The organism is Micromonospora sp. NPDC023869 (assembly GCF_055559695.1).
Genome location: NZ_JBVHKD010000013.1, coordinates 1 through 25,285 on the forward strand (window position 1 = coordinate 1; position 25,285 = coordinate 25,285).

Annotated in this window: 22 protein-coding genes and 2 pseudogenes; 19 read left to right on the forward strand and 5 right to left on the reverse strand. The window is 69.6% G+C overall.

Features of this window, described 5'->3' with window-relative positions; translation table 11 throughout:
• A pseudogene (locus tag ACZ31C_RS27260) lies at nucleotides 1-93 on the forward strand (transcriptional regulator); the annotation flags it as partial.
• A gap of 164 nt (nucleotides 94-257) precedes the next feature.
• Here the strand turns inward: ACZ31C_RS27260 and ACZ31C_RS27265 are convergent.
• A complete protein-coding gene (locus ACZ31C_RS27265; RefSeq protein ID WP_465797696.1) occupies nucleotides 258-1,043 on the reverse strand; it encodes a class I SAM-dependent methyltransferase in 786 nt (261 codons plus the stop codon).
• Nucleotides 1,044-1,619: 576 nt separating this feature from the next.
• Between ACZ31C_RS27265 and ACZ31C_RS27270 the strand changes: the two genes are divergently transcribed.
• A complete protein-coding gene (locus tag ACZ31C_RS27270) occupies nucleotides 1,620-3,107 on the forward strand; it encodes an alpha/beta hydrolase-fold protein (protein WP_465797824.1) in 1,488 nt (495 codons plus the stop codon).
• Between the two features lie 240 nt (nucleotides 3,108-3,347).
• Entirely contained in the window at nucleotides 3,348-4,877 is a 1,530-nt protein-coding gene (locus ACZ31C_RS27275; RefSeq protein WP_465797697.1) for an alpha/beta hydrolase-fold protein, read from the forward strand.
• A 96-nt stretch (nucleotides 4,878-4,973) separates the two neighbouring features.
• Here the strand turns inward: ACZ31C_RS27275 and ACZ31C_RS27280 are convergent, their stop codons facing one another.
• Nucleotides 4,974-5,741, reverse strand: a complete 768-nt coding sequence (locus tag ACZ31C_RS27280) for an IclR family transcriptional regulator (protein WP_465797698.1) — start codon at nucleotides 5,739-5,741, stop codon at nucleotides 4,974-4,976.
• 144 nt (nucleotides 5,742-5,885) lie between these two features.
• Between ACZ31C_RS27280 and ACZ31C_RS27285 the strand changes: the two genes are divergently transcribed.
• From ACZ31C_RS27285 to ACZ31C_RS27310, 6 genes are all read left to right on the forward strand, one after another.
• On the forward strand, nucleotides 5,886-7,133 hold the full coding sequence (locus ACZ31C_RS27285) for an ABC transporter substrate-binding protein (protein ID WP_465797699.1): 1,248 nt from the start codon (nucleotides 5,886-5,888) through the stop codon (nucleotides 7,131-7,133).
• A gap of 66 nt (nucleotides 7,134-7,199) precedes the next feature.
• Nucleotides 7,200-8,159, forward strand: a complete 960-nt coding sequence (locus tag ACZ31C_RS27290; RefSeq protein ID WP_396748737.1) for a carbohydrate ABC transporter permease — start codon at nucleotides 7,200-7,202, stop codon at nucleotides 8,157-8,159.
• Complete coding sequence (locus tag ACZ31C_RS27295; RefSeq protein ID WP_396748739.1) at nucleotides 8,156-8,986, forward strand: carbohydrate ABC transporter permease; 831 nt, start codon at nucleotides 8,156-8,158, stop codon at nucleotides 8,984-8,986. The genes ACZ31C_RS27290 and ACZ31C_RS27295 overlap by 4 nt, the downstream gene beginning before the upstream one ends.
• A 6-nt stretch (nucleotides 8,987-8,992) precedes the next feature.
• On the forward strand, nucleotides 8,993-10,174 hold the full coding sequence (locus ACZ31C_RS27300) for a mandelate racemase/muconate lactonizing enzyme family protein (protein ID WP_465797700.1): 1,182 nt from the start codon (nucleotides 8,993-8,995) through the stop codon (nucleotides 10,172-10,174).
• Complete coding sequence (locus tag ACZ31C_RS27305) at nucleotides 10,171-11,364, forward strand: fumarylacetoacetate hydrolase family protein (protein ID WP_465797701.1); 1,194 nt, start codon at nucleotides 10,171-10,173, stop codon at nucleotides 11,362-11,364. Before ACZ31C_RS27300 ends, ACZ31C_RS27305 begins: the two co-directional genes overlap by 4 nt.
• The gene (locus tag ACZ31C_RS27310) at nucleotides 11,361-12,878 is read left to right on the forward strand and encodes an aldehyde dehydrogenase (NADP(+)) (protein ID WP_465797702.1); all 1,518 of its coding nucleotides are present in this window, start codon (nucleotides 11,361-11,363) and stop codon (nucleotides 12,876-12,878) included. Before ACZ31C_RS27305 ends, ACZ31C_RS27310 begins: the two co-directional genes overlap by 4 nt.
• Before the next feature lie 82 nt (nucleotides 12,879-12,960).
• On the opposite strand, the gene ACZ31C_RS27315 is transcribed toward ACZ31C_RS27310, so the two are convergent.
• Both ACZ31C_RS27315 and ACZ31C_RS27320 read right to left on the reverse strand, forming a co-directional pair.
• Nucleotides 12,961-14,421, reverse strand: a complete 1,461-nt coding sequence (locus ACZ31C_RS27315; protein ID WP_465797703.1) for an SDR family NAD(P)-dependent oxidoreductase — start codon at nucleotides 14,419-14,421, stop codon at nucleotides 12,961-12,963.
• 224 nt (nucleotides 14,422-14,645) lie between these two features.
• On the reverse strand, nucleotides 14,646-15,203 hold the full coding sequence (locus ACZ31C_RS27320) for a dihydrofolate reductase family protein (RefSeq protein ID WP_465797704.1): 558 nt from the start codon (nucleotides 15,201-15,203) through the stop codon (nucleotides 14,646-14,648).
• A gap of 191 nt (nucleotides 15,204-15,394) precedes the next feature.
• Between ACZ31C_RS27320 and ACZ31C_RS27325 the strand changes: the two genes are divergently transcribed.
• From ACZ31C_RS27325 to ACZ31C_RS27340, 4 genes and pseudogenes are all read left to right on the forward strand, one after another.
• Nucleotides 15,395-15,808, forward strand: a complete 414-nt coding sequence (locus tag ACZ31C_RS27325) for a flavodoxin family protein (RefSeq protein ID WP_465797705.1) — start codon at nucleotides 15,395-15,397, stop codon at nucleotides 15,806-15,808.
• Nucleotides 15,809-15,952: 144 nt separating this feature from the next.
• Nucleotides 15,953-16,329, forward strand: a pseudogene (locus tag ACZ31C_RS27330) (DUF5996 family protein).
• Nucleotides 16,330-16,473: 144 nt separating this feature from the next.
• Nucleotides 16,474-16,782 (forward strand): GNAT family N-acetyltransferase, encoded by a 309-nt coding sequence (locus ACZ31C_RS27335; protein ID WP_465797706.1) that lies wholly within the window; start codon nucleotides 16,474-16,476, stop codon nucleotides 16,780-16,782.
• 175 nt (nucleotides 16,783-16,957) lie between these two features.
• Nucleotides 16,958-17,713, forward strand: a complete 756-nt coding sequence (locus ACZ31C_RS27340; protein WP_465797707.1) for an AAA family ATPase — start codon at nucleotides 16,958-16,960, stop codon at nucleotides 17,711-17,713.
• 21 nt (nucleotides 17,714-17,734) lie between these two features.
• Here the strand turns inward: ACZ31C_RS27340 and ACZ31C_RS27345 are convergent, their stop codons facing one another.
• Entirely contained in the window at nucleotides 17,735-18,754 is a 1,020-nt protein-coding gene (locus ACZ31C_RS27345) for a LacI family DNA-binding transcriptional regulator (protein WP_465797708.1), read from the reverse strand.
• 305 nt (nucleotides 18,755-19,059) lie between these two features.
• On the opposite strand from ACZ31C_RS27345, the gene ACZ31C_RS27350 reads away from it, so the two are divergent.
• From ACZ31C_RS27350 to ACZ31C_RS27375, 6 genes are all read left to right on the forward strand, one after another.
• Entirely contained in the window at nucleotides 19,060-19,332 is a 273-nt protein-coding gene (locus tag ACZ31C_RS27350; protein WP_465797709.1) for a hypothetical protein, read from the forward strand.
• A 19-nt stretch (nucleotides 19,333-19,351) separates the two neighbouring features.
• A complete protein-coding gene (locus ACZ31C_RS27355; protein WP_465797710.1) occupies nucleotides 19,352-19,693 on the forward strand; it encodes an L-rhamnose mutarotase in 342 nt (113 codons plus the stop codon).
• Nucleotides 19,690-20,871: an L-rhamnose isomerase gene (gene rhaI / locus ACZ31C_RS27360; RefSeq protein WP_465797711.1), complete on the forward strand. Its 1,182-nt coding sequence runs from the start codon at nucleotides 19,690-19,692 to the stop codon at nucleotides 20,869-20,871. Before ACZ31C_RS27355 ends, rhaI begins: the two co-directional genes overlap by 4 nt.
• Nucleotides 20,872-20,944: 73 nt before the next feature.
• Entirely contained in the window at nucleotides 20,945-22,975 is a 2,031-nt protein-coding gene (locus tag ACZ31C_RS27365; protein ID WP_465797712.1) for a bifunctional aldolase/short-chain dehydrogenase, read from the forward strand.
• Nucleotides 22,972-24,507, forward strand: a complete 1,536-nt coding sequence (locus tag ACZ31C_RS27370; protein WP_465797713.1) for a rhamnulokinase — start codon at nucleotides 22,972-22,974, stop codon at nucleotides 24,505-24,507. The genes ACZ31C_RS27365 and ACZ31C_RS27370 overlap by 4 nt, the downstream gene beginning before the upstream one ends.
• A gap of 1 nt (nucleotide 24,508) precedes the next feature.
• Nucleotides 24,509-25,282, forward strand: a complete 774-nt coding sequence (locus ACZ31C_RS27375; protein WP_465797714.1) for a (Fe-S)-binding protein — start codon at nucleotides 24,509-24,511, stop codon at nucleotides 25,280-25,282.
• The last annotated feature ends 3 nt before the right edge of the window (nucleotides 25,283-25,285 follow it).

Below are 25,285 nucleotides of genomic sequence, written 5' to 3' on the forward strand. Positions count from 1 at the left end.
TGGGCGTATTACCGTCTGGTGCCGTCTGCCATCGCTGCGGTCGCTGACCTGTTGACCCCGCCCCGCAAACGCGCAACGAAGAAGACCCGCTGACCGACGCCACCCCAGACGTCCCCTGAGGCCGATAAGGAATTGCCGGCCCCTGACGGGGGCGCCGCTTTGAATCGGCACGGTGGTGACGTCGCGCGCCGGTCGACGACGTGACGGCGCCTGAGACGGCACCGACGCGTTCGCAGATGCCAGGGTCACCGTGTCGATCAAGGGGTGCGGCCACCAGCGGTCTGCCGCGTGCGTTCCCGTCGATCGAGCCGCCTCGTCTCCAGCGGCCCGGCGAATCGGCAGCCACGGACCTGACGTCGCTTCCATTCCAGGGATCTGCCGTCCGCGCATCGGGATGCAGCCTGCAGGACTGACCATTCGGCGCGGCTGGGGCCGAGAATCGAATGCCCTCCGAAGCTCTCGTCGACAACCGCGATTGGACGTCGGCAAAAATAGACCAGGGCGGGTGGCAGGTTGGTCCACACCGTCCGGCTGACGACGACTTCCTCGAACCGCGATCGGAGAGACGCCAGCAATCGCTGGGCCGATGGGGCCCACCGGGCGTGAACGTAGGCGAATGTGGTGAAGACGCCGGCCGGCTGCAGAACGGTTACCACCTCAGACAGTACGTTCCGTTGCAGTTCTTCGTCGAAAGCCGCCCATGGCAGGCCACTGACCACGACGTCGACCCGGTCGACGCCGCGTTGCACGAGCACCTCGCGGAGGGACGCGGCGTCCGCGACCGCGATTTCGACAGCGGGATGAAGCATGGCCAGTCGCTCGGCGAAGCGAGGGTTGATCTCGATCGCGAGGTGTCGGCCCGATCCGGCCAGGCGCTGCTGGATGGGCGCGGTGAAGGCGCCGGTTCCAGGGCCGAGCTCTAGGACGACGGGACAGCCCGTCGCCGGCACCGAGGCTGTGGCCAGCTCGGCCAGTGCCGGACCGCTCGGCCGGATCGCTCCGACCGTCAGAGGGCTGCGCAGGAACTCGAGAAGAAATGACACAGGTATTGCCCTCTATCGCTCGGTAGCTGAACCGGCTGGAGTCATCGCCATTCACTGGGTCATGGATTGCCGCCGGTCAGGGTCTCGGGTCGTTCGTTGCGATCGAGGCTGGAGCATCGTGGACGGGACAACAATGGTCTGTCGATCCCAGGATCGACAGACCTACGAGCCGCGGGAGAAGCGTGAGATCGCCGGGGCCCTGCGGTCGGGCCAGGTCGACGCGTCCTTACACCCGGTTCCGCGCTCAGGCCGTGCGCGCCGACCGGAACACCACTCGACGCACTATTTGCACTCGCTGGGTGGCTTCTCCACACTGACCCTAGATTGTGGTGTTGCGCTACGCGCAAAGACTAGACCGCGATGCGCAACCGTCCCTTGACAGCGTTGCATATGTCCCTACGATCGTTGCAAACATGTTAACGGTCGGGGTGGTCGGCGTGGTCCGACCGCCAACTCGATGGAGGAGGGCACATGTCCACAGCACGTCCTCGTCGTACAACTCCGCCAGGTAGTCGGCTTGGCCGGCCGCTTCTGGCCGGCCTGACGGTCGCCGGAACGCTGGCGGCCGTGGCAGTCATGGCTCCTGCGGCGGCAGCGGCGCCGTCCACACCCCTGGGGCCCGAGGTGATCAAGACCGAGCAGGCTCCGGGCGGATACGCGGTGAAGTTCCGCTACCAGGCGCCCCAGGACGTCACCGCCGTCCATGTCTACGGTGACTGGACCTACACCAAGCCCGACAGCGTCGTCTGCAACGACTGCGGCGACGGCCGTCTGCCATGGGATTGGCAGCCGGGCGACATCGCGGGTACCCCGTGGCGCACGATCGCCATGGAGCAGGGCTCCGACGGCGTGTGGGAGACCACGGTCCCGCTGCCGGCGGGCACGTTCCGCTATGCCTTCACCCACAACTGCGTCAGCCCGACCGCGGGCGGCTGCACCCTGCACCACGACCCGGCCAACCCCTGGGAGATCTTCCCGCAGTATCCGGGCGCCCCCGGCGCGGTGCGCAGCACCATCTGGGTGCCGAGCAGCGCTAAGTTCCCGACCTACGACACCGATTACCAGAAGCCGACGGCACCCCACAAGACCGGCACGCTCGAGTCTCGCCGCTACGCCTCACCCGGCTCGACCAACCCGCTCGGCGTCCACGACATGGTCGTCTACACACCGCACGGCTACGACCCGAACCGGGCAACCCCGTACCCGACCCTGTACCTCAGCCACGGCGGCGGCGATCACTCGACCGCCTGGACGATGCAGGGGGTCGCCCACTACATCCTGGAGAACGCGATCCGGGATGGCGTGGCACAGCAGATGGTGATCGTCTCCACCGACTTCAACGGCCTGCCCGGCGGCAACCAGGGTTACGCCAACCACCTCCGCGACATCGTCTTTCCGTACGTGGAGCAGAACTACAACGTCTCGACCCGTTCCGTGGATCGCGCGTTCGGCGGCCTCTCGATGGGCGGGAACCGGGCCACCACGATCCTGTACGACAACACCGAGCTGTTCGGCTACCACGCCATCTGGAGCTGGCCGGCGGCGGCCGCGAACGCGGCCCAGGTCGAGCGCATGAAGACCGTTCCCGGTGGCATCCACATCGGCACCGGCCTGCAGGACCGTCTGGGCAACACCGCGCAGTTGTCGATCGCGCGGGTCGCCGCCCTCAAGGCGGAAGGCGTCGACATCACCGAGTACAACGTCGACGGTGTGCACACCTGGCACGTCTGGCGTCCGCTGGTGAACTACTACCTGCGCACCATGGCCTTCCGCACCACCACGACCGGGCTCGAGGTCGAGACCGTACCAGCCGGCAAGTCCGGCAACGTGCGGGTGACCGCGACCGCGACGGTGGGCACGGTGACCACCAACGCCGCCTCGCCGACGGGCAAGGTCGACTTCTATGCCGGCGACACCTATCTCGGTTCCGCTCCGGTCCGGCACGGCGTCGCCCAGTTCCGCAAGGCGGTCAACGGCGCGTTGCTCGACGCTCCGGTGGTCGCGCAGTATCGCGGCGACAAGCTGTTCAACGAGTCGCGGAGTACCGCATCGGACGCCGGCTGATCCGATCCGTTCCGCGCCCCGAACGGTCTCCCACCGCCGTTGCATATGGAGCAACGAGCGAAATGCGATGCGCAATCCGGTCTTGACAGCGTTGCATATGTCACTACGATCGTTGCAACTGCGTTAACGACTGACGTAGTTCTGGATCAAGCCGACACACAGTCCGTGAAGGAGAGGTAGATGTTCGTGGCACGTCCCCTTCTCACACACCCGCCGCATCGGCGGCTGACAAGATCCCTGGTGGCAGGTCTCGCGGTCGCGGGAACGCTCGTGGCCGGCGCGGTCGCGGCACCCGCGGCGGCGAAGCCATCGGCGCCCCTGGGCCCCACAGTGGTCAGCACCAACCAGGCGCCGAGCGGGCAGGCGGTGACGTTCCGATACCGGGCTCCGGCCGGCGTCGACACCGTCCACGTCTACGGCGACTGGTTCTTCTCCCGCCCGGAGAGCGTCGTCTGCAACGACTGCGGCGACGGCCGCGCTCCCGCACAGTGGCAGCCCGGCGACATCGCGGCCACCCCCTGGCACATTCTGCCCATGGAGCTGAGGGCAGACGGCGTCTGGGAGGCCACCGTCCCGCTGCCCGCCGGCACATACCGCTACGCCTTCACGCACGACTGCACCAGCAGCACCGCCAGTGGCTGCGCCCTGCACCATGACCCGGCCAACCCGTGGCAGATCATGCCGCAGTACCCGGGTGCGCCCGGTGCGGTTCGCAGCACCGTCTTCGTCCCGAGCAACAAGAAGTTCCCCACCTACGACACGGACTACCAGCGGCCGGTCAAGGCCAACAAGGCGGGCACGCTGGAATCGCGGCGGTACGTCTCGCCGCTGTCCACCAACCCGGCCGGCGTCCACGACATCGTGGTCTACCTGCCGCACGGCTATCGGGCCGACCGGGCCGTGCCCTACCCCACCCTCTACCTGAGCCACGGCTCGGGCGACAACTCGACCGCCTGGACCATGCAGGGGGTGGCGCACCACATCCTGGAGAACGCCATCACCGACAAGGCGGCCCAGCAGATGGTGATCGTCTCCACCGACTTCAACGGCCTGCCCGGCGGTAACCAGGGCTACGCCAACGAACTACGGAACAACGTCATCCCGTTCGTCGAGCAGAACTACCACGTCTCGACCCGGGTGGAGGACCGGGCGTTCGGCGGGTTCTCCGCCGGCGGCAGCCGAGCCTTCACGATCCTGTACGACAACACCGAGTTGTTCGGATACCACGCCGCCTGGAGCTGGGGCGGCCCGGCGGCGAACCAGGCGCAGATCGACCGGATGAAGGCCATTCCCGGCGGCATCCACATCGGCACCGGTCTGCAGGACCGGCTGGGCAACATCGCCCAGAACTCGGTGGCGCGGGCCGCCGCACTGCGCGCGGCCGGCGTCGAGCTCACCGAGCACAACGTGGAGGGCGTGCACACCTGGCACGCCTGGCGTCCGCTCCTGAACTACTACCTGCGCAACGTGGCGTTCCGCACCACCGACACCGGTCTCGACGTGGCGACCGAGCCGGCCGGTCGTTCGGGGAACGTCAAGGTCACCGCCACCGCGACCGTGGACGCGGTGACCGCCAACGCCACCACCCCCGGCGGCAAGGTCGACTTCTACGTGGGCGAGACCTACCTCGGGTCCGCACCGGTCAAGAACGGTGTGGCCCGCTTCCACAAGGCGGTCAAGGGCACTCTGCTGGACGGGCCGGTGGTCGCGCAGTACCAGGGCGACAAGCTGTTCAACGAGTCCCGTAGCACTCCGGTGACCATCGGCTAGTCCGGGTCACGGACCCGTGGTGGCACCTCCTGGCAGAGGTGCCACCACGCGGATCCGTACCCGGTGCGTCCCTGGTCCGAGAGCCGAGGTGGCGGGTCAGTGCGCTGCGACCGCCTGTGGTGTGTAACCCATCTCCCGGGAGATCAGCGTCGCGGTCTCCAGGAGGAGCGGAAGGCTGTCCTTCAGTGTCTCCAGGCTCGCGATGACCTCGATCGCGGTCATCGAGATGGCGGCGATGACGCGCCCGCGGGAGTCCCGGATGGGTGCCGCGATGCACATGACGTACGCGTCGTGCTCGCCGTTGTCCGCAGCCCAGCCCTGCTCGCCGACGTGGACCAGCTCGGCTTCGAGCGCGTCTCGGTCGGCGAACGTCGTCTCGGTGTACCGCTCGAAGACGACGTGCGAGAGCAGCCGGTCGCGTTCGTCGCGGGGCAGGAAGGCGAGGATCACCTTGCCCACCGCGCTCGCGTAGATCGAGACCGCCCGGCCGACCCGGGAGGGCAGCTTGACCGCGTCGAACGCCGGGCTGTCCACCTTGTCGATGTAGACGATCTCGTCCCCGGTCAGCTGGGCAAGATGCACCGTGTGTCCGGTCTGCCGTTGTAGCTGACGTAGATGGGCCGCAGCGAACTGGCGCAGGTCCATCGAGCCGAGTGCCAGCTCGGACAACTCGATGAGCCCACTGCCGAAGACGTACGTTCCCGCGCCGGTCTTCCGCACGAACCGGGCGGATTCGAGCGTCTGGAGGATCCGGAGCGCGGTCGACTTGTGGACGCCGAGCACCTCCGAAGCCTCGGTCAGGGTCAGCGGATGCTCCGCCGACCTGCGGATCAGGTTGATCGCGCGCTGGATCGATTGACCCATCGTTACACCCCCTCGGTTGCGACATGTGCAATGTATCGGATGTGATGCGCAACCGCTACTTGACACCGTTGCATATGTCCCTACGATCGTTGCAAGTCACCATCGAGTGCCCCGTCCCGCTAACTCCGTAACTGGGGAGTAACGATGAGAACCCACCCCTTCCGTCGCCGCACCCTCGCGGCGACCAGCATCATTGGCATCACAGCGGCCCTGCTGACCGGCTGCGGCTCTGACAGCGGCTCCGAGGACGGCGTCACGACCGTCACGTTCGCCGCCTCGACCTTCGGCGACCCCGGGCGTGGGCCCCAGTTGCTGGAATGGCTCGACGAGTTCAACACCAGCCAGAGTTCGATCCGGGTCGCCGCCGCGGCGGTGCCCTACCCGACCTTCGGACAGACCGTGCTGACCCAGATGGGCAGCGGCCGAGGACCCGACCTGATCCGCTTCGACATGCCCGAGTTCGAGGCCGCCTCGGACGCCGGCCTCATCGCGCCGCTCGACGACGTGATCGACACCAGCGAGTACAAGCTGCTGGAGCAGCCGGACAAGTTCATGGTCCACGACGGCGTACGCCACGGCGTCATCTTCGAGGCGTCCAACTACGCCATGTTCTACAACGCCGACCTGATCCCGAACCCGCCGACCACCTACCAGCAGTTCTTCGACACGGCTCGGACCCTGACCAAGGGCGACGTCTTCGGCCTGGCGTTCCGGCAGACCGAGGCCGAAGAGGCCGGCGTGTGGCAGGACATCTTCAACTACGTCTACGGCTTCGGCGGCGCGTGGTCCGACGGCACGAACCTGACGATCAACTCACCGAAGAACCTGGAGGGCCTCCAGGCGTACAAGGACCTCTACGACGCCAACGTGATCCCGCGCGGCACCGACGCGGCGACCTTCCGCCGCATGTTCGCCGAGGGCAAGGTCGGCATGGAGCTCAACAACGGCGGCTACGTGACGGCGACCCGCGGCCAGAACGAGAACCTCAACTTCAGCGTGGCGCCCATCCCGTTCCCGGTCCGCAGCCAGGGTTCGATCCTCGCGCCCATCGTGATCAACAAGGCGAGCCCCGCGCAGGAGGCGGCAGCCACCTTCATCCGCTGGGCACTGGAGCCGGCCAACCAGGTCAAGCTGCAGGAGATCCTGGGTGCCAGCAGCGTCGCGACGGTGACCGAACGCAGTGCCGAGTCCCTCGCCGAGACACCGTTCCTGCCGGTCTTCGACGAGCTCACCCCGTCGAGCCTGCCGCAGATCGTGCTCGGGTTCGAGGCAAAGACGCCGGACATCCGCAAGGTCGTGGTGCAGAACGTGATCGCCGCACTCCAGGGTTCGGTGGATCTCAAGACCGCGTTGGACCGCGCCCAGCAGCAGGCAACCGAACTGGTCGGTTGACCAGCGACGCCGCCGGCGCGAGACCGTTCGCGCCGGCGGCGTCCTAGCGGACAAGGAACGAATCCGATGACTGTGCTGGAGCAGCAGACCAAGGTGCCTCGCTCCGAGGCCCGGCGTCGACGCGGCCCCCGTCGACCTAGCCCACAGGGAAGCAAATGGACGCCGTACCTCTTCCTGGCGCCCGCAGCCCTGTTCATTTTCGTCTTCCAAGCCGTCCCGCTCGCGCAGGAGATCTTCCTCAGCTTCACGCGTACGACGTTGCTGAACCCCACCGAGAGCACCTGGGTGGGACTGCAGAACTTCGTCCGCATCTTCGGTGACGAGGACTTCCACCGCACCCTCCTCACCACCTTCGTCTACGTGGTCGTCTGTGTCGTCGGCGCGGTCGGTGCCGGTCTCGCCATCGCCCTGCTGCTCAACAGGGGGTTCCGGGGCCGGGGGATCGCACGCGCCCTGGTGACCGTGCCCTGGGCGGCGCCGGGCATCGCGGTCGCGCTCATCGCGACGTGGATGCTCAACCCGCAGTACGGCATCGTCAACCGCTTCCTGGACGCGATCGGTCTCGGCGTGCCCGGCGGCGCCATCCTCGACAGTCCGAGGTACGCCCTGCCCGCGATCCTGGCGACGACCATCTGGCAACTGTTCCCGTTCACCTCGGTGGTGCTGCTCTCCGCGTTGCAGTCCGTCCCGCACGACCTGACCGAGGCCGCGACGATGGACGGTGCGGGCCGATGGTGGACCTTCCGTGCGGTCACCTGGCAGGTCATCAAACCCACCGTCGGGCTGCTCGCCCTCCTGATGACCATCTGGTCGCTGCGACGCTTCGAACTCATCTGGCTGATGACCAAGGGCGGGCCGGTCGGCGCGACCGAGACCCTCGTCATCGACCTCTACTCCCAGGCGTTCGATTCCAAGGAACTCGGATCCGCCGCGGCGATCGGCATGGTCGGCGTCGTCATCTCGCTCATCGTCATCATGGGCAGCCGGTTCGTCGCCCGCGCCGTCGAGAAGGAGGACTCCCGATGAGGCGGCTCCGTATCGGTCTCACCCTGCGCATCATCACCGTCCTGGTGGTGCTGGGGCTTGCGGTCTTCCCGCTCTACTGGATGTTCGTCACGGCGCTGACGAGCAACGCCGACCTCTTCGGCGAGAAGCCCCGACTCATCCCGGACTTCTCCCAGTTCGCGGTCTTCGTCGACGCGCTCGCCGACGGCAAGGCGACGGGCTGGCTGCTCAACAGCCTGGTGATCGCCGCCGGCACGACAGTCCTCTCGATCGCCCTCGGCATCCCGCTCGGCTACGCGTTGTCCCGGTTCAAGTTCCGCGGCAAGGCCGTGATGACCATCGTGCTGCTGTTCACCCAGATGCTGCCCGAGGCGCTCATGGTGGTGCCGCTGTTCGCCCTGTTCCGGCGCTTCGACCTGCTTGACTCCCTCACCGGGCTCATCCTGGCCAACTCGGCCTTCGTCCTGCCGATCGTCGCGCTGATCCTCAAGGGGGCGATCGACGGCATTCCGCATGAGTTGGACGAGGCCGGCCGGGTCGACGGAGCCCGTCCCTTCACCGTGCTGACCCGCATCAGCATCCCGTTGATCGCACCGTCGATCGCGGCCAGCGCGGTCATCGCGTTCTTCCACGCCTGGAACGAGTACGTCTTCGCGGTGACGTTCATCTTCAACCCGGAGATCCAGCCGGCCTCGGTCGGCATCGCGAATTTCATCGGTGAGCTGGGGACACCGATCCAGACGGTGATGGCGGTCGCCTTCATGTTCACCCTGCCCGCCGTCGCCTTCTACCTGTTCGCGCAGAAGTACGTGGTGGCCGGCATGACCGCCGGCGCCGTGAAGGGTTGATACCGCATGAAGATCGTTTCAGTCGACACGCTCCTCGTCGACTTCTACCGCACCAACCTCGTGATCGTCCGGGTGACCACGGACGAGGGGATCGTCGGGCTCGGCGAAGCCACCCTGGAAGGTAAGGAACGCGCCGTCCAGGGGGCGATCGCCGAACTGGCCGAGGCCGTGGTGGGTCTCGACCCGACGCACATCTCGCGCATCCTCTACGAGACCGCCCGGGACTGGTACTGGCGCGGCGGACCGGTCATCATGACCGCGTTGAGCTCGCTGGAGATGGCGCTCTGGGACATCTCGGCACGGGAACTCGGTGTCCCCGTCTCCCGGATGCTCGGCGGCGCCACCCGCGACCGGGTGCGCGCGTACGCAAACGGATGGTTCTCCCGGGCCTCCACCCCGGCGGACTACGCCGACGCCGCGCGGCGCACCGTCGCCAGCGGGTTTCGCGGCCTCAAGTGGGATCCATTCGAGAACTACGACCTCACCATCACCAGCCGACAGCTCGACCGGGTACTGGCCCAGATCGACGCGGTCCGGTCCGCTGTCGGGCGCGACGTCGAACTGTTCATCGAGGGCCACGGCCGGTTCGACGTGCGCCACGCCATCAAGATCGCGCGCGAGATCGCGCAGTTCGATCCGGTCTGGTTCGAGGAGCCGTGCCCGCCGGACAACCTCGACGCCCTCGTAGACATCCGCCGCGCCTCGCCGGTGCCCATCGCCGCGGGGGAACGCTGGTTCGGCCGGCAGGGCTTCGCCCCGGCACTCGCCCGCCAGGCGGTGGACTTCGTCCAACCCGACGTCACCCATGCCGGCGGAATCTCCGAACTGGTCTTCATCTCCACCCTCGCCGCGACCCACTACGTCGGTTTCGCCCCGCACAACCCGAGCGGACCGTTGAGCACGGCCGCGACACTGCAACTCGGCGCGACCCTGCCCAACTTCAGGTACCTGGAGATCATGGCGACCGACGTGCCGTGGCGTCCGGAGATCACCAACGAACGCCTGGTGCTGACCGAGGAGGGCGATGTCCTGATCCCGGACGCCGCCGGACTCGGCATCGAACTCGACCTGGAGGCCATCGCGGAACACCCGTTCACACCGCACCCCGTGCGGATGTTCCGGGACGCCGTCTACGTCATCCGCCCGACGGACGAATGCTCCTTCTTCAACCTGGGAGCCGGTGCATGAGCCTGCACAGCGAGTCGAACTGGTTCGGCACCGCCGCCGAGGCGCTGCCGGACGACGCCGAAGAGAGCATCCTGATCGGACGGATCTGGGACCCCGCCGCCGGCGGGCCGTCACCGGTGGTGGTGCGAAACGGCGATGTCTTCGACGTCAGCGCCCACTTCGCGACCGTCTGCGACATCTGCGAACTGCCGGACCCCGCCGCCGTGGTGGCCACGCTCGACGGCGAACGGGTCGGCAGCTTCTTCGAGGTGCTCGCCAACACGGGGGCGGACGTGCGTGACCAGACCCGGCCATGGCTACTCACCCCGGTGGACCTCCAGGTGCTCAAGGCCGCCGGCGTGACCTTCGCGGTGTCGATGCTGGAACGGGTCATCGAGGAACGCGCCCGCGGCGACCTGGCTCTCGCCGCCGACATCCGTCAGCGGATGCTCGCCGACGTCGGCACCGAGCTGCACGAGCTGTCGCCCGGCTCGGAGGAGGCGGCCCGGCTCAAGAACCAGCTCGTCGCCGAGGGGGTCTGGAGCCAGTACCTGGAGGTCGGCATCGGGCCGGACGCGGAGATCTTCACCAAGGGGCAGATACTGTCCGCCATGGGCACCGCGGTGCCCGTCGGTGTACTCGCCGCGTCGACCTGGAACAACCCCGAGCCCGAGGTGGCGCTCATCGTCGCCTCGACCGGTCGGATCGTGGGCGCTACGCTGGGTAACGACGTCAACCTTCGCGACGTCGAGGGCCGTTCAGCGCTGCTGTTGCCACTTGCGAAGGACAACAACGCCTCGTGCGCGCTGGGTCCGCTCATCCGGCTCTTCGACGACCGCTTCGGGCTGGACCGGGTACGCGGGCTCGAGATCGGACTGGAGATCCGGGGCGTGGACGGCTTCCACCTCGACGCGGTATCCGAGATGGCGCAGATGTCCCGTGAACCGGAGGCACTGGTACGCCAGCTGATCGGTCCACACCATCGCTATCCCGACGGCGCGGTCCTCATGCTCGGCACCATGTTCGCGCCCATCCAGGACCGGGACCATCCCGGTGAGGGGTTCACCCACAAGGTCGACGACGTCGTGCGGATCAGTTCGCCGGCCCTCGGCACTCTGGTCAACCGCGTTCGGCACGCGGAGGAGTGCGAACCCTGGGACTTCGGGGTACGCGACCTGATGCGCAATCTCGTGAAGAGGGGACTGTTGTGAACGTCGTCAGCACCACCGACCCGAGGACCGGGCAGCGCCGGGACACCGACCTGCGCGAGACCAGCGACGCTGACCTGGCGGCGTTGGTCTCCGTCGCCGCCTCCGCCGAGGGATGGCTCGCGAGTCTCGGCCGGCTCGGCCGGGCCGGACTGCTCGAGGCGATCGCCGACTCGCTGGAGTCGCATCGCGCCGACCTGGTCGCGACCGCCGACGGCGAGACCGGTCTCGGTGCGGCCCGGCTCGACGGCGAGCTCACCCGATCGGCCGTCCAGTTCCGGATGTTCGCCGACGTGCTGCGCGACGGCGGGTACCTGGAAGCTGCCGTCGACCGTGCCGCCGAGACGGCGCTGGGCCCGGCACCGGACGTCCGGCGGATGCTCGTCCCGGTCGGCCCGGTCGCCGTCTTCGGTGCCAGCAACTTCCCGTTCGCCTTCTCCGTCGCCGGTGGTGACACGGCCTCCGCACTGGCCGCCGGCTGCCCGGTCGTCGCGAAGGCGCACCCGTCCCACCCGCTGACCTCCCATGCGTCGGCGATCGTGATCCAGTCGGCGGTGCGCAGCATGGGCGGCCCCGACGGCGTGCTGGCGCTGATCCACGGCCAGGCGGCCGGACGGTCCCTGGTGCGAGAGCCCGCGATCCGGGCAGCCGCCCTGACCGGCTCGGTCGGCGCGGCCCGCGCGATCCAGGCGGCGATCGACGAGCGCACCGACCCGATCCCGCTCTATGGCGAACTGAGCAGCGTCAACCCGATCATCGTGCTGCCCGCGGCGGCCGCCGAGCGGGGAGCGCAGATCGCCGAGGGGCTGTTCGCCTCCTTCACCGGCTCCGGCGGTCAGTTCTGCACCAAGCCCGGCCTCGCGTTCGTCCCGTCCGACGAGGCGGGCGACCGGCTCGTCGGGACGCTGCGGGAGAAGGTCGGCGCCGCCGCCGGAGCGGTCCTGCTCAACGAGGGCATCCGGGACGCCTTCCTGGCCGGGTCCGCGACGCTCGAACAGGCCGGTGCCCGCCTGCTCGCCCGACCCGAGGTCGACGCCACGGCCGGCTTCACCGTGTCACCGGTGCTGCTGGAGGTCGAGCACACCGAACTGTCCGCGACCCTCGCCGACGAATGCTTCGGCCCGGCCTTGGTCGTGGTCCGCTACCCGAATGCCGCCGACCTGGACGCGACGCTCGCGGTCGTGCCGCCGTCGCTCACGGGGTCGATCCACGTCGGCACCGACGAGGACCGGGCCACCGTACGCGGGCTGGCCGATCTGCTCGCCGCACGGGTGGGGCGGCTCGTCTTCGACGGCTACCCGACCGGGGTCCGCGTCTCCTGGGCGCAGCACCACGGTGGCCCCTGGCCGTCGACCAACTCCCTGCACACCTCGGTGGGCGCCACCGCGATCCGCCGATTCCTGCGCCCGTTGGCCTGGCAGAACGCGCCGGAGTGGCTGCTGCCCGAGGAGCTACGCGACGGTTACACCGAGATCCCCCGGCGGCTCGACGGCCGCCTCGACGCGGGCCGCCGCTGACGGGACGAGGGCGTGGTCGTCGCGGAACCGGTCGGTCCGCGACGACCAGCGTCGGAGCAGGAGAACGTCGGGCAGTAAGGGATCACCAGGCGCAGGGCGCGTAGTCCTTGAGGAAGCAGCCGTACAGGTCTTCGCCCTGTTCGCCACGGACGATCGGATCGTAGACCCGGGCTGCGCCGTCGACCAGGTCCAGCGGGGCGTGGAAGCCGTCCTCCGCCAGCCGCATCTTCGTCGGGTGAGGCCGCTCGTCGGTGATCCAGCCGGTGTCGACGCTGGTCATGAGGATGCCGTCGGCCAGCATTTCCTGGGCGCTGGTCCGGGTCAGCATGTTCAGCGCGGCCTTGGCCATGTTGGTGTGCGGGTGCCCTGGCCCCTTGTAACCACGGCCGAACTGGCCCTCCATCGCCGACACGTTCACCACGTACTTGCGGCGGGCGGTCGCCGCGGCCATCGCCGGTCGCAGTCGGCTGACCAGCACGAACGGCGCGGTCACGTTGCACAGTTGCACTTCGAGCAGCTCGACCGGATTCACCTCGTGCACCCGCTGCACCCAACTGTTGACCGGGTCAAGGTCCGGCACCAGACCGCCGGCGTCGATGGCGTTGGCTGTCGCGATGCGTTCCGGCGAGGCGGAGCCGCTGGTGAGCGCCAGTGCGGTGAGCGCGTGCGGGGTGATGGTGGGCGAGGTCGGTGGGGCGATCAGACTGCCCGCCGGGTCACCCCGGCCGGCCGGTTTGGCGAACGTGATCATCTCGGGGAGTGGGCCGTCCGGCAGGGCCGCCGCCTCCGCCGCGACGAGGTGCGCGTACGCGGCGGGCGTGCGGCGGACGGTCTGCGCCGCGTTGTTGATCAGGATGTCGAGTGGGCCCTGGTCGCTGACCGAATCGGCGAGGGCGATCACCTGGGCGGGGTCGCGCAGATCGATCCCGACGATCCGCAGGCGGTGGAGCCACTCCCCGCTGTCGGGCATCGCGGCGAATCGGCGGACCGCGTCGTGGGGAAACCGTGTGGTCACCGTGGTGTGCGCGCCGTCGCGCAGCAGCCGCAGCGCGATGTACATGCCGATCTTCGCCCGACCGCCGGTGAGCAGCGCGCGTCGACCGGTCAGGTCGGTACGGGCGTCCCGGCGCTCCCGGTTCAGCGCGGCGCAGGGCGGGCAGAGCTGGTGGTAGAAGGCATCCACATCGCGGTAGCGCTGCTTGCAGGTGTAGCAGCCGCGCGGTTTGTGCAGCACGCCGGCCGTGGCACCCGCAGTCGGGGAGACGAGCGGGTTGCCCTGGGTCTCATCGTCGATCCGGCCCGGGGCGCCGGTGGCGGTGGCCGCCGTCACCGCGCGGTCGGCCGCCGCGATGGCATCCCGCCGTTCCTCGCGCCGCCGCTGCTTGATCGTCTTGTAGAGCCTCGCGGTGGCCCGCTGCACCCGCACCACGTCGGGGTGATCGGGAGGCAGGTCCTCCAACGCCTCGAAGACGCTGAGACAGGTCTCCAGCCGGGACGGGTCAATGCGGTACTGACCGTTTTCGGTGTCTTTGTCTGCCGTCATGCCGTCGCTGCTCGTCCCGTTCCCTGCGCCGGATCCATCCGGCCCACCCCAAGTCCGACCCGGAACTGTACGCACCGCGCGGCCTCCGACGCATCCCCGCGCCTGTCCACCAGCGCGGAGACCGTCGAAATCACACCTCGACGAGGTGTCCTCGCCGTCGAGGAGCCGTTCACCCCGCACGGCCCGCGCTGCCGGTGACCTGGCGGCGATGGACTCCGTGTCACTCAGTGCGCGCGGCGGTAGTGCATGGCCACCACGCCGCTGTGGAGCGGCTGCGCCGAGACCAACTCGAGCCGGCGGGGGCCGGGCAGCCCGCCTTCGTACAGCGTCGGGCCGTGACCGGCGATCCTGGGATGGATGAGCAACCGGTACTCGTCGATCAGGTCCAGCCGGTCGAGTTCGGTCGCGAGCTTGCCGCTTCCGAGCAGGACCCCGGCCGGGGTCGTGTCCTTGAGCCTCTGCACGCGTTCACGCAGATCGCCGTCGATGTGGTGGCTGTTGGCCCACGGGAAGTGGTGGCGCGTCGACGACACCACGTACTTGGGTTTGGCCTCCAGCTTGACCGCCCACTCACGCAGGGCCGGCGGCGCCTGTTCGTCGCCGCGGGCGACGGCCGGCCAGGCGCTCTCCATCAACTCGTAGGTGACGCGGCCCCACAGCATGGCCCCGGCCTCGTCCATGAGACGAGTGAAGAAGGCGTGCGTCTCGTCGTCGGCGATCCCCTCCCGATGGTCGACGCAGCCGTCCAGGGTGAGGTTGAGGCTGAAGGTGAGCAGTCCCATGGCCGGCGAGTCTAACGCCGGACCTGGCCCGACTCGGGGAACTCCGGTCCGGCGACGCACATGAGGCGAGTCGCGAGCAGGACCGACCGATTGACCGGCCGATCCGGCGCGGGCCGCAGCATCCGACACTCGTGACGTGGGCCTACCTGAGCGAGGGTCCGCCGGTACGACCGACCACACGGAAGGACCCCATGACCGCGACAGCGATCGAGAAGCCCGACTTCGCCGGGCTGCGCGCGATGTACATCAACTGCACCCTCAACCGTTCCCCCGGCCGTAGCCACACCCAAGGAGTGGTCGACCGCAGCGTGGCGATCATGGAAGCGAACGGGGTCAGCGTGGACCAGATCCGCGCCGTCGACCGCGACATCGCCACCGGCGTACGACCCGACATGACCGAGCACGGGTGGGACACCGACGAGCGGCCCGCGTTGCTGACCCGGGTGCTGGCGGCCGACATCCTGGTCATCGCCGGTCCGATCTGGCTCGGTGAGGTCGGCCCCGGGCCGTCCTACCTCGACGAGGGATCCGGCGGGCCGGAGAACGACTTCACCGACCGCAACACCGCGTTCATGACTACAACCTGCTGCACCTCGCGTCGATGATCCGTCGCGCCGGCGGGTGCCCCGGCCTGCGGCAACCAGCGCACCGCCTGGGACGCAGGAGTTCGTCCGGACGCCGCGAACCCCGAGTACCGCTGATCGCACTTCGTGGGCAAGGTCAGTCCGGTGCACTTCTTCTGGGGCGGGATGGATCTCGCCTGCACCCGCTTCTCCGGCCGCTCGGCCCCGCCGCACCCGGGGGAGTGCCCAGCTGCGGGGACTGGGTCATGGTCGAGGGCTACTCCCGCGAGCTGTCCAGCTGCGGGTTCTGGCCGGGCGGCGGTGCGGAAGGCGCCTTCTACTCGTACGCCTATCCCGCGCCCGACGGGTTCGCCGAGCGGCCGGTCGGCCCCGACGGCGCGTACTTCAGCACCGAGTTCCAGCAGTTCCTGCTGCCGCGCTGGAGGACGACCCGCTGCGCTGGCACCGCACCGGCGTCGATCCGTGACCACGACGAGCGCGTCGCCCATGACAGCGCGGACGCGCCCGAGTCGTCAGTGGCGCGGTGTCACGATCGCTGGTGACGTGGTGGCACTGTTCGTGGCCGGGGAGCACCGAATACTGGATCCCGGGACACGCAGGTGCCCGCCGGACACGTCGGAAGCGACCGTTGGTCGGATCGCCGCGTCGGTCGGTCCGTGTCGGAGATGAGATCTGATGGAGGGCACATGGTCGTGAATGTGAAGGATGTCCCGGAAGCCAACCGGTACGAGGCTCGGGTCGAGGGGGAGTCCACGGTTGCGGGTATCGCGCAGTACATCCGCACCACGGAACTCATCGCGTTCGTGCACACCGAGGTCTCGCGGGAGTACGAGGGCAGGGGAGTGGGGGCGGCCCTGGCCCGCGCCGGCCTCGACGAGGCCCGCGCCGCAGGTCTGCTGGTGCTGCCCACCTGCCCGTTCTTCGCCGGGTGGATCGCCCGGCACCCCGAGTACCAGGACCTGGTGTACCAGTCCCGCAGCAGAGTCAGCGACTGAACAGCCGGGCACGACAGCGACGGACACCGGCAGAGGCAGCCGGTGATGCCGGCGGCATCAGCACGAGGTGCCGGGTAGCGTGGCGACGGCCCGATCTCGCCGCCAAGCCGGCAACCTGCTCCCGCAGGGCGTGTGGGCTGCTGTGACGGCTGGTCCGGCAGGAGGGGGAACGGCGGTGTTCGTACGGGGCGCCTACGTGCCGTCCGGCGTGTTCGCGTCGGCGGATCGCGGCCGGTGGCCGTACACCATGGCGGCCGTGGGCGCGCTTGCGGATCCGGGCGTCGAGTTCACCACGCCGGTGACGCTGCTGACCGGTGACAACGGCACCGGCAAGTCGACTCTGGTCGAGGCGGTCGCGGTCGCCGCCGGGTTCAATCCGGAGGGCGGCAGTACCTCCTTCCGGTTCGCCACCCGCGCCACCGAGTCCCCGCTCGGTGAGCATCTGGTGCTGCGACGCGTCGCCGGGCGTAAACCCCGCACCGGGTTCTTCCTGCGCGCCGAGTCGTACTACAACGTCGCCACCGAGATCGAACGGCTCGACGCCGACCCGCACTCTCCACCTCTGCTGGGTTCCTACGGCGGCGTCTCCCCACACCACCGCTCGCACGGCGAGTCGTTCCTGGACCTGGTCAACCACCGGTTCGGCGCGCAGGGCCTGTACCTGCTCGACGAGCCGGAGGCGGCCCTGTCCGTACACGGCTGCCTGGCGCTGCTGCTGCGGATCGCCGACCTGGTCGCCGACGGCTGTCAGTTCCTCGTCGCCACCCACTCACCGATCCTGCTCGCCTGCCCCGACGCGACGATCCTGCACATCGACGCCGACGGCACCATCGCACCGGTCGACTACGACCAGGCCGAGCCCGTCACCCTGACACGGGCGTTCCTCGCCGATCCGGGACGGTTCCTGCACCACCTGCTCACCGAACGCTGACCGGGTACGCAGCGGGGCCGATCAGCCGCGCCGGCGCTCGCTGGAGCGGCGGACCACCAGCTCGGGCTGGAAGACCACGTGCCGGTGGCGGTGCGCCGATCCCGCCTCGGCCTCCTCCAGCAACAGCAGCGCCGCCGTGCGCCCCAACTGCTCCCGGGGTTGGCGGATCGAGGACAGCGGCACCGCCGCCGCGCCCGCGAACTCGATGTCGTCGTACCCGACGATCGCCACGTCGTCGGGCACCCGCACGCCCTGCTCGGTCAGGTGCTGCAGGACACCGAGGGCGATCAGGTCGTTGGCGCAGATCACGGCGGTGGGGCGGTGCGCGGCGGGCAGGGTCAGCAGTTCCTCGGCCGCGCGCCGGCCGGAAGCCACTGTCAGGCTGGTCGTGGTCGCCACCCGCAGCTCGGCGGCGGTGTGGTCGGCCAGCGCCGCCGCGGCGCCCGCGTGCCGGTCGGCGACCTGGGGGATGGAGAAGGGCCCTCCGGCGTACGCGATGTGCCGGTGTCCCTGCTCCAGCAGGTGCGTCATGGCCAGGTGGCCGCCGAGGACGTCGTCGACGGCCACCGAGCATCGGCTGGCCTGTCCCGAGCCGCGGTCGACCAGCACCACGGGGGTGCCGCGTCGGTGCAGGCGTTCGAGGTCGGGTTGGGGTCCGTGCGCGACGGGGGTGATGAGGACGCCGCGTACCCGCTGCTCCTCCAGCAGTTCGAGGTGCCGACGTTCCCGGGCGCTGTCCTCGCCGCTGTTGCAGACGATGAGCATCGCGCCGGCCTCCTCGATGACCTGCTCGGCACCGCGTACCACGTCGGTGAAGAACGGGTTGCTCACGTCGAGCACGACGATCGCCACCGTGCGACTCTGGCCGGCGCGGAGCTGTCGCGCGGAGTCGTTGCGGACGTAGCCGAGTTCGGCGATGGCGTCGAGGACCCGTTGTCGGGTGGCCGGCGCGACGGTGTTCGGTCGGTTGAGCACGTTGCTGACGGTGCCGAGGGACACACCGGCGTGCCGCGCGACCTCCTTGATGCTTGCCGTTGCCATGGTCCCCTCGACGGTGTCGACGTGCGGTGGTGGTCGGTCGGTGCCGGGGTGATCTGCGGGGTGCCGATCGGGCAGCGAGTCTATCGCTTTTATAACGTTTCATTCATTCAACCCGGCGCGGCCTGCCGTCAGCAAGAGCCCATGTCCGCTGGTGGCGTGCCGCGACAGCGAGCTTCCGCATAACGAGACGGTAGCCAGGTCGAAACCCTTGACCTGTGCTGCGGGCCACACCTACAGTCGAAACGCTAGTGAAACGTTTCATCCCTTCTGGTTCGGTACCCCGCCCCACCCACGAAGGAGGCCACGTGCATCCCGTTCTCGCGCTGGAGGGCGTGGACAAGTCGTTCGGCGCCGTCGCCACCATGCGCAGACGCACCGAGGAGTTGTTCGCCCGGCTCGGCGTCCGGATCGATCCCGACCGGCCGGCCCGTGGCCTGTCCATCGCCGACCAGCAACTCGTCGAGATCGCGTTCACCGCCGGCAAGCTCGGCGAGTTCACCCTCGGCGCGAACGGCGAGGTCCTGCTGGGCGACCCGTTCGAGTTCACCGCGTCCAACATCGACCAGTTCAACTTCTAGAGTCGCGGGTAGGTGTGGCGTGCGCCGGGTCTGTTTCACCCTCCAGGTCAGGCCGGAGCGGATGGCGGAGTACCGGCGCCGCCACGCCGCCGTCTGGCCCGACATGCTGGTCGCGCTCAAGCAGGCGGGCTGGCACGACTACTCACTCTTCCTCCGCGACGACGGACTGCTGGTCGGCTACCTCCTCACCGAGGACCTCGACGCCGCCCAGGCGGCCATGGAGGCGACCGAGGTCAACGCCCGGTGGCAGGCCGAGATGGCGCCGTTCTTCGCCGACCTGCCCGGTGGACGACCCGACCAGGGGTTCCGCGTCCTGGCCGAGATCTTCCATCTCGAAGAGCAACTTGGGGAGCAACAATGACCGAGATCGACCCGGGTACGCGTCGGCGGGTCCTGGACGCCCTGCGCGAGCAGCGCATCGAGACACCATCCTGGGCGTACGGCAACTCGGGTACCCGGTTCAAGGTGTTCACGCAGCAGGGCGTGCCCCGCGACCCGTACGAGAAGGTGGCGGACGCGGCGACCGTGCACCGCTTCACCGGCGTCGCGCCGACGGTGGCCCTGCACATCCCGTGGGATCGGGTCGACGACTACGCCGCGTTGGCCGCCTACGCCAGGGAGCGGGGGGTCGAGCTGGGCACGATCAACGCGAACGTGTTCCAGGACGACGACTACCGCCTGGGGTCGGTCACCAATCCCGACCCGGCGGTACGCCGCAAGGCGATCGGGCACCTGCTGAACTGCGTCGACGTCATGGACGCCACCGGCTCGCGGGACCTCAAGCTGTGGTTCTCCGACGGCACCAACTACCCCGGCCAGGACAACGCCCGGCACCGTCAGGACCGGCTCGCGGCGGCGTTGCGGCAGACGTACGACCGGCTCACCGGTGACCAGCGGCTGCTGCTGGAGTACAAGCTCTTCGAGCCGGCGTTCTATCTGACCGACGTGCCGGACTGGGGCACCGCGTACGCGCACTGCCTCGAGTTGGGCGAGCGGGCACAGGTGGTGATCGACACCGGTCACCACGCTCCGGGCACCAACATCGAGTTCATCGTGGCGTTCCTGCTGCGCGTCGGGAAGCTGGGCGCCTTCGACTTCAACTCGCGCTTCTACGCCGACGACGACCTGATGGCGGGGGCGGCCGACCCGTTCCAACTGTTCCGCATCATGCACGAGATCGTCCTGGCCGACGCGTTGCGCCCGTCCTACGGCATCGCGTTCATGTTGGACCAGTGCCACAACATCGAGCCGAAGGTGCAGGCGGTCATCCGGTCGGTGCTCAACGTCCAGGAGGCGACCGCCAAGGCGCTGCTGGTGGACGTGGCGGCGCTGGCCGCCGCCCAGCACAGCGGTGACGTGCTGGAGGCCAACGCCGTGCTGATGGACGCCTACCACACCGACGTACGGCCGCTGCTGCGCGAGGAGCGCGAGGAGCGGGGCCTGGACCCGGATCCGGTCGCCGCCTACAAACGCTCCGGACACCTCGCGCGGGTCACCGCCGAGCGGGTCGGCGGAGACCAGGCGGGCTGGGGTGCCTGACGCACTCTCCCCGCCGACCGGACCCACGCGACACGCGCGCGCAGCGCGCACCCCGAGAACTCGGAAGGACACCATGACGGATCCCGCGGTGCGTGACCTGCTGGCCCGCAGCAACCGGCTCGGTGCCGACCCGGCGAACACCAACTACGCCGGCGGCAACACCTCCGCCAAGGGCGTGCAGACCGATCCGGTGACCGGCCAACCCACCGACCTGCTCTGGGTCAAGGGCTCCGGCGGCGACCTCGGCACCCTCACCGAGGGCGGTCTGGCCGTGCTCCGACTGGACCGGCTCCGCCGGCTGGTCGACGTCTACCCCGGCGTGCAGCGCGAGGACGAGATGGTCGCCGCCTTCGACTACTGCCTGTACGGGCGCGGCGGCGCGGCACCGTCCATCGACACCGCCATGCACGGTCTGGTCGACGCGCCGCACGTCGACCACCTGCACCCCGACTCGGGCATCGCCATCGCCACCGCCGCCGACGGGCCCGCGCTGACCCGCACGATCTTCGGCGACCGGGTGCTCTGGGTGCCGTGGCGTCGCCCCGGCTTCCAACTGGGCCTCGACATCGCCGCCGTGCAACGGGACAACCCGCAGGCCATCGGCGTCGTCCTGGGCGGGCACGGCATCACCGCCTGGGGCACCACGAGCGACGAGTGCGAGGCCAACTCCCGCGAGATCATCGCCAGCGCGGCCCGCTACCTCGCCGAACACGGCCGACCCGAGCCGTTCGGCAGCCTGGTGCACGCGCCACTGCCCGCACCGGACCGACGGGCCCGCGCCGCCGCCCTCCTGCCGGTCCTGCGCGGTCTCGCCTCCACCGACCGGGCACAGGTGGCCCACTACACCGACGACGAGGTGGTGCTCGACTTCGTCGGCCGCGAACGGATGGCGGAGCTGGCCGCGCTCGGCACCTCCTGCCCGGACCACTTCCTGCGGACCAAGGTCCGCCCGATGGTGCTCGACCTGCCGCCGGACGCCGGGCTGGCGGAGACCGTCGCGCGGCTCACGGACCTGCACGCCGCCTACCGCGACGACTACCGCGCCTACTACCAGCGCCACGCCGAGCCGGACAGCCCGGCCATCCGGGGCGCCGACCCCGCCATCGTGCTGGTGCCCGGTGTCGGCATGTTCAGCTTCGGCCCCGACAAGCAGACCGCGCGGGTGGCCGGGGAGTTCTATGTCAACGCCGTCAACGTGATGCGCGGCGCCGAGGCGGTGTCGACCTACGCGCCGATCGACGAGGCGGAGAAGTTCCACATCGAGTACTGGGCCCTGGAGGAGGCCAAACTCCAGCGCAGGCCGAAGCCCAAGCCCCTGGCCACCCGGATCGCGCTGGTCACCGGTGCCGGCTCCGGCATCGGCCGGGCGATCGCCCACCGGCTCGCCGCCGAGGGCGCCTGCGTCGTCGTCACCGACCGGGACGCCCACGCCGCCGAGACCGTCGCGGCCGAGATCGGCGGCCCGGACACCGCCGTCGCCGTGTCGCTCGACGTCACCGACGAGGACCAGATCACCGCCGCCGTCCAGGCCGCGGTGCTCGCCTTTGGCGGCGTCGACCTGGTGGTCAACAACGCCGGCCTGTCGCTGTCGAAGTCACTGCTGGAGACCACCGCCCACGACTGGGACCTGCAACACGACGTAATGGCCAAGGGATCGTTCCTGGTCGCCCGGGAGACCGCCCGGGTACTCGTCGCCCAGGGCCTGGGCGGCGACATCGTCTACATCGCCAGCAAGAACGCCGTGTTCGCCGGCCCCAACAACGTCGCGTACGGCGCGGCAAAGGCGGACCAGGCCCATCAGGTACGGCTGCTCGCCGCCGAACTGGGCGCGCACGGCATCCGGGTCAACGGCGTCAACCCCGACGGGGTGGTCCGCGGTTCCGGGATCTTCGCCGGCGGCTGGGGCGCCGACCGGGCCGCCGTGTACGGCGTACCGGAGGAGAAGCTCGGCGAGTTCTACGCACAACGCACCCTGCTCAAGCGGGAGGTGCTGCCGGAGCACATCGCCAACGCGGTCTTCGCACTCGCCGCCGGCGACCTGTCGCACACCACCGGCCTGCACGTTCCGGTCGACGCCGGCGTCCCCGCGGCCTTCCTGCGGTGACCACGCCGCCGCCCGCCGCCCCGGCCCGGGCACCCGGGCCGACCTCTGCGGCCGAAGCCGACGCGACGGCCCGACCCGGCCCGGCATCACACCCTCGTGGCACCCGGCGGGCCGACGTCGCCGCCGTCGACCTCGGTGCCTCCAGCGGCCGGGTGGTCCTCGGGCAGGTCGGCCCGGAGACTCTGCGGGTGACCGTGGCGCACCGGTTCGCCAACGAGCCGGTGCGCGTCGGCGGGACGCTGCACTGGGACATCCTGGGCATCTTCCGCGAGGTGCTGGCCGGACTCCGCGCGGCCGGCACCGTGGCCGGTATCGGCATCGACTCCTGGGCGGTCGACTACGGTCTGCTCGACGCCTCCGGCGCGCTGCTGGGCAACCCGGTGCACTACCGGGACACCCGCACCGACGGTGTCCTGGACCAGGTGACGCGACGGCTCGGCGCCGACCGTCTCTACGCCACCACCGGCCTTGCGCAACTACCGTTCAACACCCTCTACCAACTCACGGCCGCCGCTGCCACCCCGCAACTCGCCGCCGCCCACCGCCTACTCATGATCCCGGATCTGATCACCTACTGGCTCACCGGGCAGATCGGCGCCGAGGCCACCAACGCCTCCACCACCCAGTTGTACGACCTGCGTACCCGCGCCTGGGCGGACGGCCTGATGGCCGACGCCGGCATCCCCCGGCACCTCTTCCCGCCCCTGCGGGAACCCGGCACCCTGGTCGGACCGACCCTGCCCGAACTGGACCTGCCCGGTACGCCGGACGTGGTGGCGGTCGGTTCCCACGACACCGCCTCGGCCGTGGTGGCGGTACCCGCCGACAGTGGACACTTTGCCTACATCTCCTGCGGCACCTGGTCGCTGGTCGGCGTCGAACTGGACCGACCCGTGCTCACCGAGGCCAGCCGTCGGGCCAACTTCACCAACGAGGGTGGCGTCGACGGCACCATCCGCTACCTGCGCAACGTGATGGGGCTGTGGCCGTTGCAGGAATGCCTCCGCAGTTGGGGTGACCCCGACCTGCCCGACCTGCTCACCGCCGCCGCCCGCGAACCTGGATTTCGCAGCGTCGTCGACATCGACGATCCGTCGTTCCTGCCGCCCGACGACATGCCCGCCCGCATAGTCGACGCCTGCCGCCGGGCCGGGCAGCCGGTGCCGCAGTCACCGGCGGCCGTCGTCCGCTGCATCGTCGACAGCCTGGCGCTGGGCCACCGCCGCGCGGTCCACCAGGTGCAGGAACTCACCGGCCGACACGTCGAGGCGGTGCACATCGTCGGCGGTGGCGCCCGCAACGCCCTGCTCTGTCAGCTCACCGCGAACGCCTGCGAACTGCCGGTGCTGGCCGGACCGGTGGAGGCCACCGCGATCGGCAACGTGCTGGTGCAGGCCCGCGCCGTCGGTACGGTCGGTGGTGACCTGGCGGCACTGCGGCGATTGGTGCGGCAGACTCAACCGATCGTGCGCTACCAGCCCGAGGGTGGCACTGTGGCGGCACGGACGATCGCGGGGCGGGCGGAGGTGTGACGTGCGGATCGCGGTGTTCGTGACCTGCCTGGCCGACACGATGTTCCCCGAGGCGGCGAAGGCGACGGTGCGGCTGCTGGAGCGCCTGGGACACGAGGTGGTCTTTCCCGAGGGGCAGACGTGTTGCGGGCAGATGCACGTCAACACCGGCTACCAGCGGCAGGCGTTGCCGTTGGTGCGCCGGTACGCGCGGGTGTTCGATCCGTACGACGTGATCGTGGCGCCGTCGGGGTCGTGTGTCGGATCGGTGCGGCACCAGCACGCGGTGGTGGCCCGGCGGGCCGGTGACGAGCGGTTGGCCTCCCGGGCCGAGTCGGTGGCCGGGCGCACGTTCGAGCTGTCGGAGCTGTTGGTGGACGTGCTCGGAGTGACCGATGTCGGTGCCTTCTATCCGCATCGGGTGACCTACCACCCGACGTGTCACTCGTTGCGGGTGCTGCGGGTGGGGGACCGGCCGCTGCGGCTGTTACGCGAGGTGCGGGGTCTGGACCTGGTCGAGTTGCCGGCGGCGGAGCAGTGCTGCGGGTTCGGCGGGACGTTCGCGGTGAAGAACGCGGACACCTCGACGGCGATGCTGGCGGACAAGATGCGGCACGTGCTGTCCACCGGCGCGGACGTCTGCACGGCGGGGGATGCGTCGTGCCTGATGCACATCGGTGGTGGGCTGTCCCGGCTGCGGACCGGGGTGCGCACGGTGCACCTGGCGGAGATCCTGGCGTCGACCGAGCAGGACGGCGCCGTCGACGAGCGGAGTGATGCGGTGGTGCGGTCGTGACCC

What these genes read in the sequence shown, in the direction of transcription:
- ACZ31C_RS27270 (WP_465797824.1), top strand. Translation starts at nt 1,620, where the DNA reads ATGGCTCCTGCGGCGGCAGCGGCGCCGTCCACACCCCTGGGGCCCGAG.
- ACZ31C_RS27280 (WP_465797698.1), bottom strand. Translation starts at nt 5,741, where the DNA reads ATGGGTCAATCGATCCAGCGCGCGATCAACCTGATCCGCAGGTCGGCG.
- ACZ31C_RS27285 (WP_465797699.1), top strand. Translation starts at nt 5,886, where the DNA reads ATGAGAACCCACCCCTTCCGTCGCCGCACCCTCGCGGCGACCAGCATC.
- ACZ31C_RS27290 (WP_396748737.1), top strand. Translation starts at nt 7,200, where the DNA reads ATGACTGTGCTGGAGCAGCAGACCAAGGTGCCTCGCTCCGAGGCCCGG.
- ACZ31C_RS27295 (WP_396748739.1), top strand. Translation starts at nt 8,156, where the DNA reads ATGAGGCGGCTCCGTATCGGTCTCACCCTGCGCATCATCACCGTCCTG.
- ACZ31C_RS27300 (WP_465797700.1), top strand. Translation starts at nt 8,993, where the DNA reads ATGAAGATCGTTTCAGTCGACACGCTCCTCGTCGACTTCTACCGCACC.
- ACZ31C_RS27305 (WP_465797701.1), top strand. Translation starts at nt 10,171, where the DNA reads ATGAGCCTGCACAGCGAGTCGAACTGGTTCGGCACCGCCGCCGAGGCG.
- ACZ31C_RS27315 (WP_465797703.1), bottom strand. Translation starts at nt 14,421, where the DNA reads ATGACGGCAGACAAAGACACCGAAAACGGTCAGTACCGCATTGACCCG.
- ACZ31C_RS27320 (WP_465797704.1), bottom strand. Translation starts at nt 15,203, where the DNA reads ATGGGACTGCTCACCTTCAGCCTCAACCTCACCCTGGACGGCTGCGTC.
- ACZ31C_RS27325 (WP_465797705.1), top strand. Translation starts at nt 15,395, where the DNA reads ATGACCGCGACAGCGATCGAGAAGCCCGACTTCGCCGGGCTGCGCGCG.
- ACZ31C_RS27335 (WP_465797706.1), top strand. Translation starts at nt 16,474, where the DNA reads ATGGTCGTGAATGTGAAGGATGTCCCGGAAGCCAACCGGTACGAGGCT.
- ACZ31C_RS27345 (WP_465797708.1), bottom strand. Translation starts at nt 18,754, where the DNA reads ATGGCAACGGCAAGCATCAAGGAGGTCGCGCGGCACGCCGGTGTGTCC.
- rhaI (WP_465797711.1), top strand. Translation starts at nt 19,690, where the DNA reads ATGACCGAGATCGACCCGGGTACGCGTCGGCGGGTCCTGGACGCCCTG.
- ACZ31C_RS27365 (WP_465797712.1), top strand. Translation starts at nt 20,945, where the DNA reads ATGACGGATCCCGCGGTGCGTGACCTGCTGGCCCGCAGCAACCGGCTC.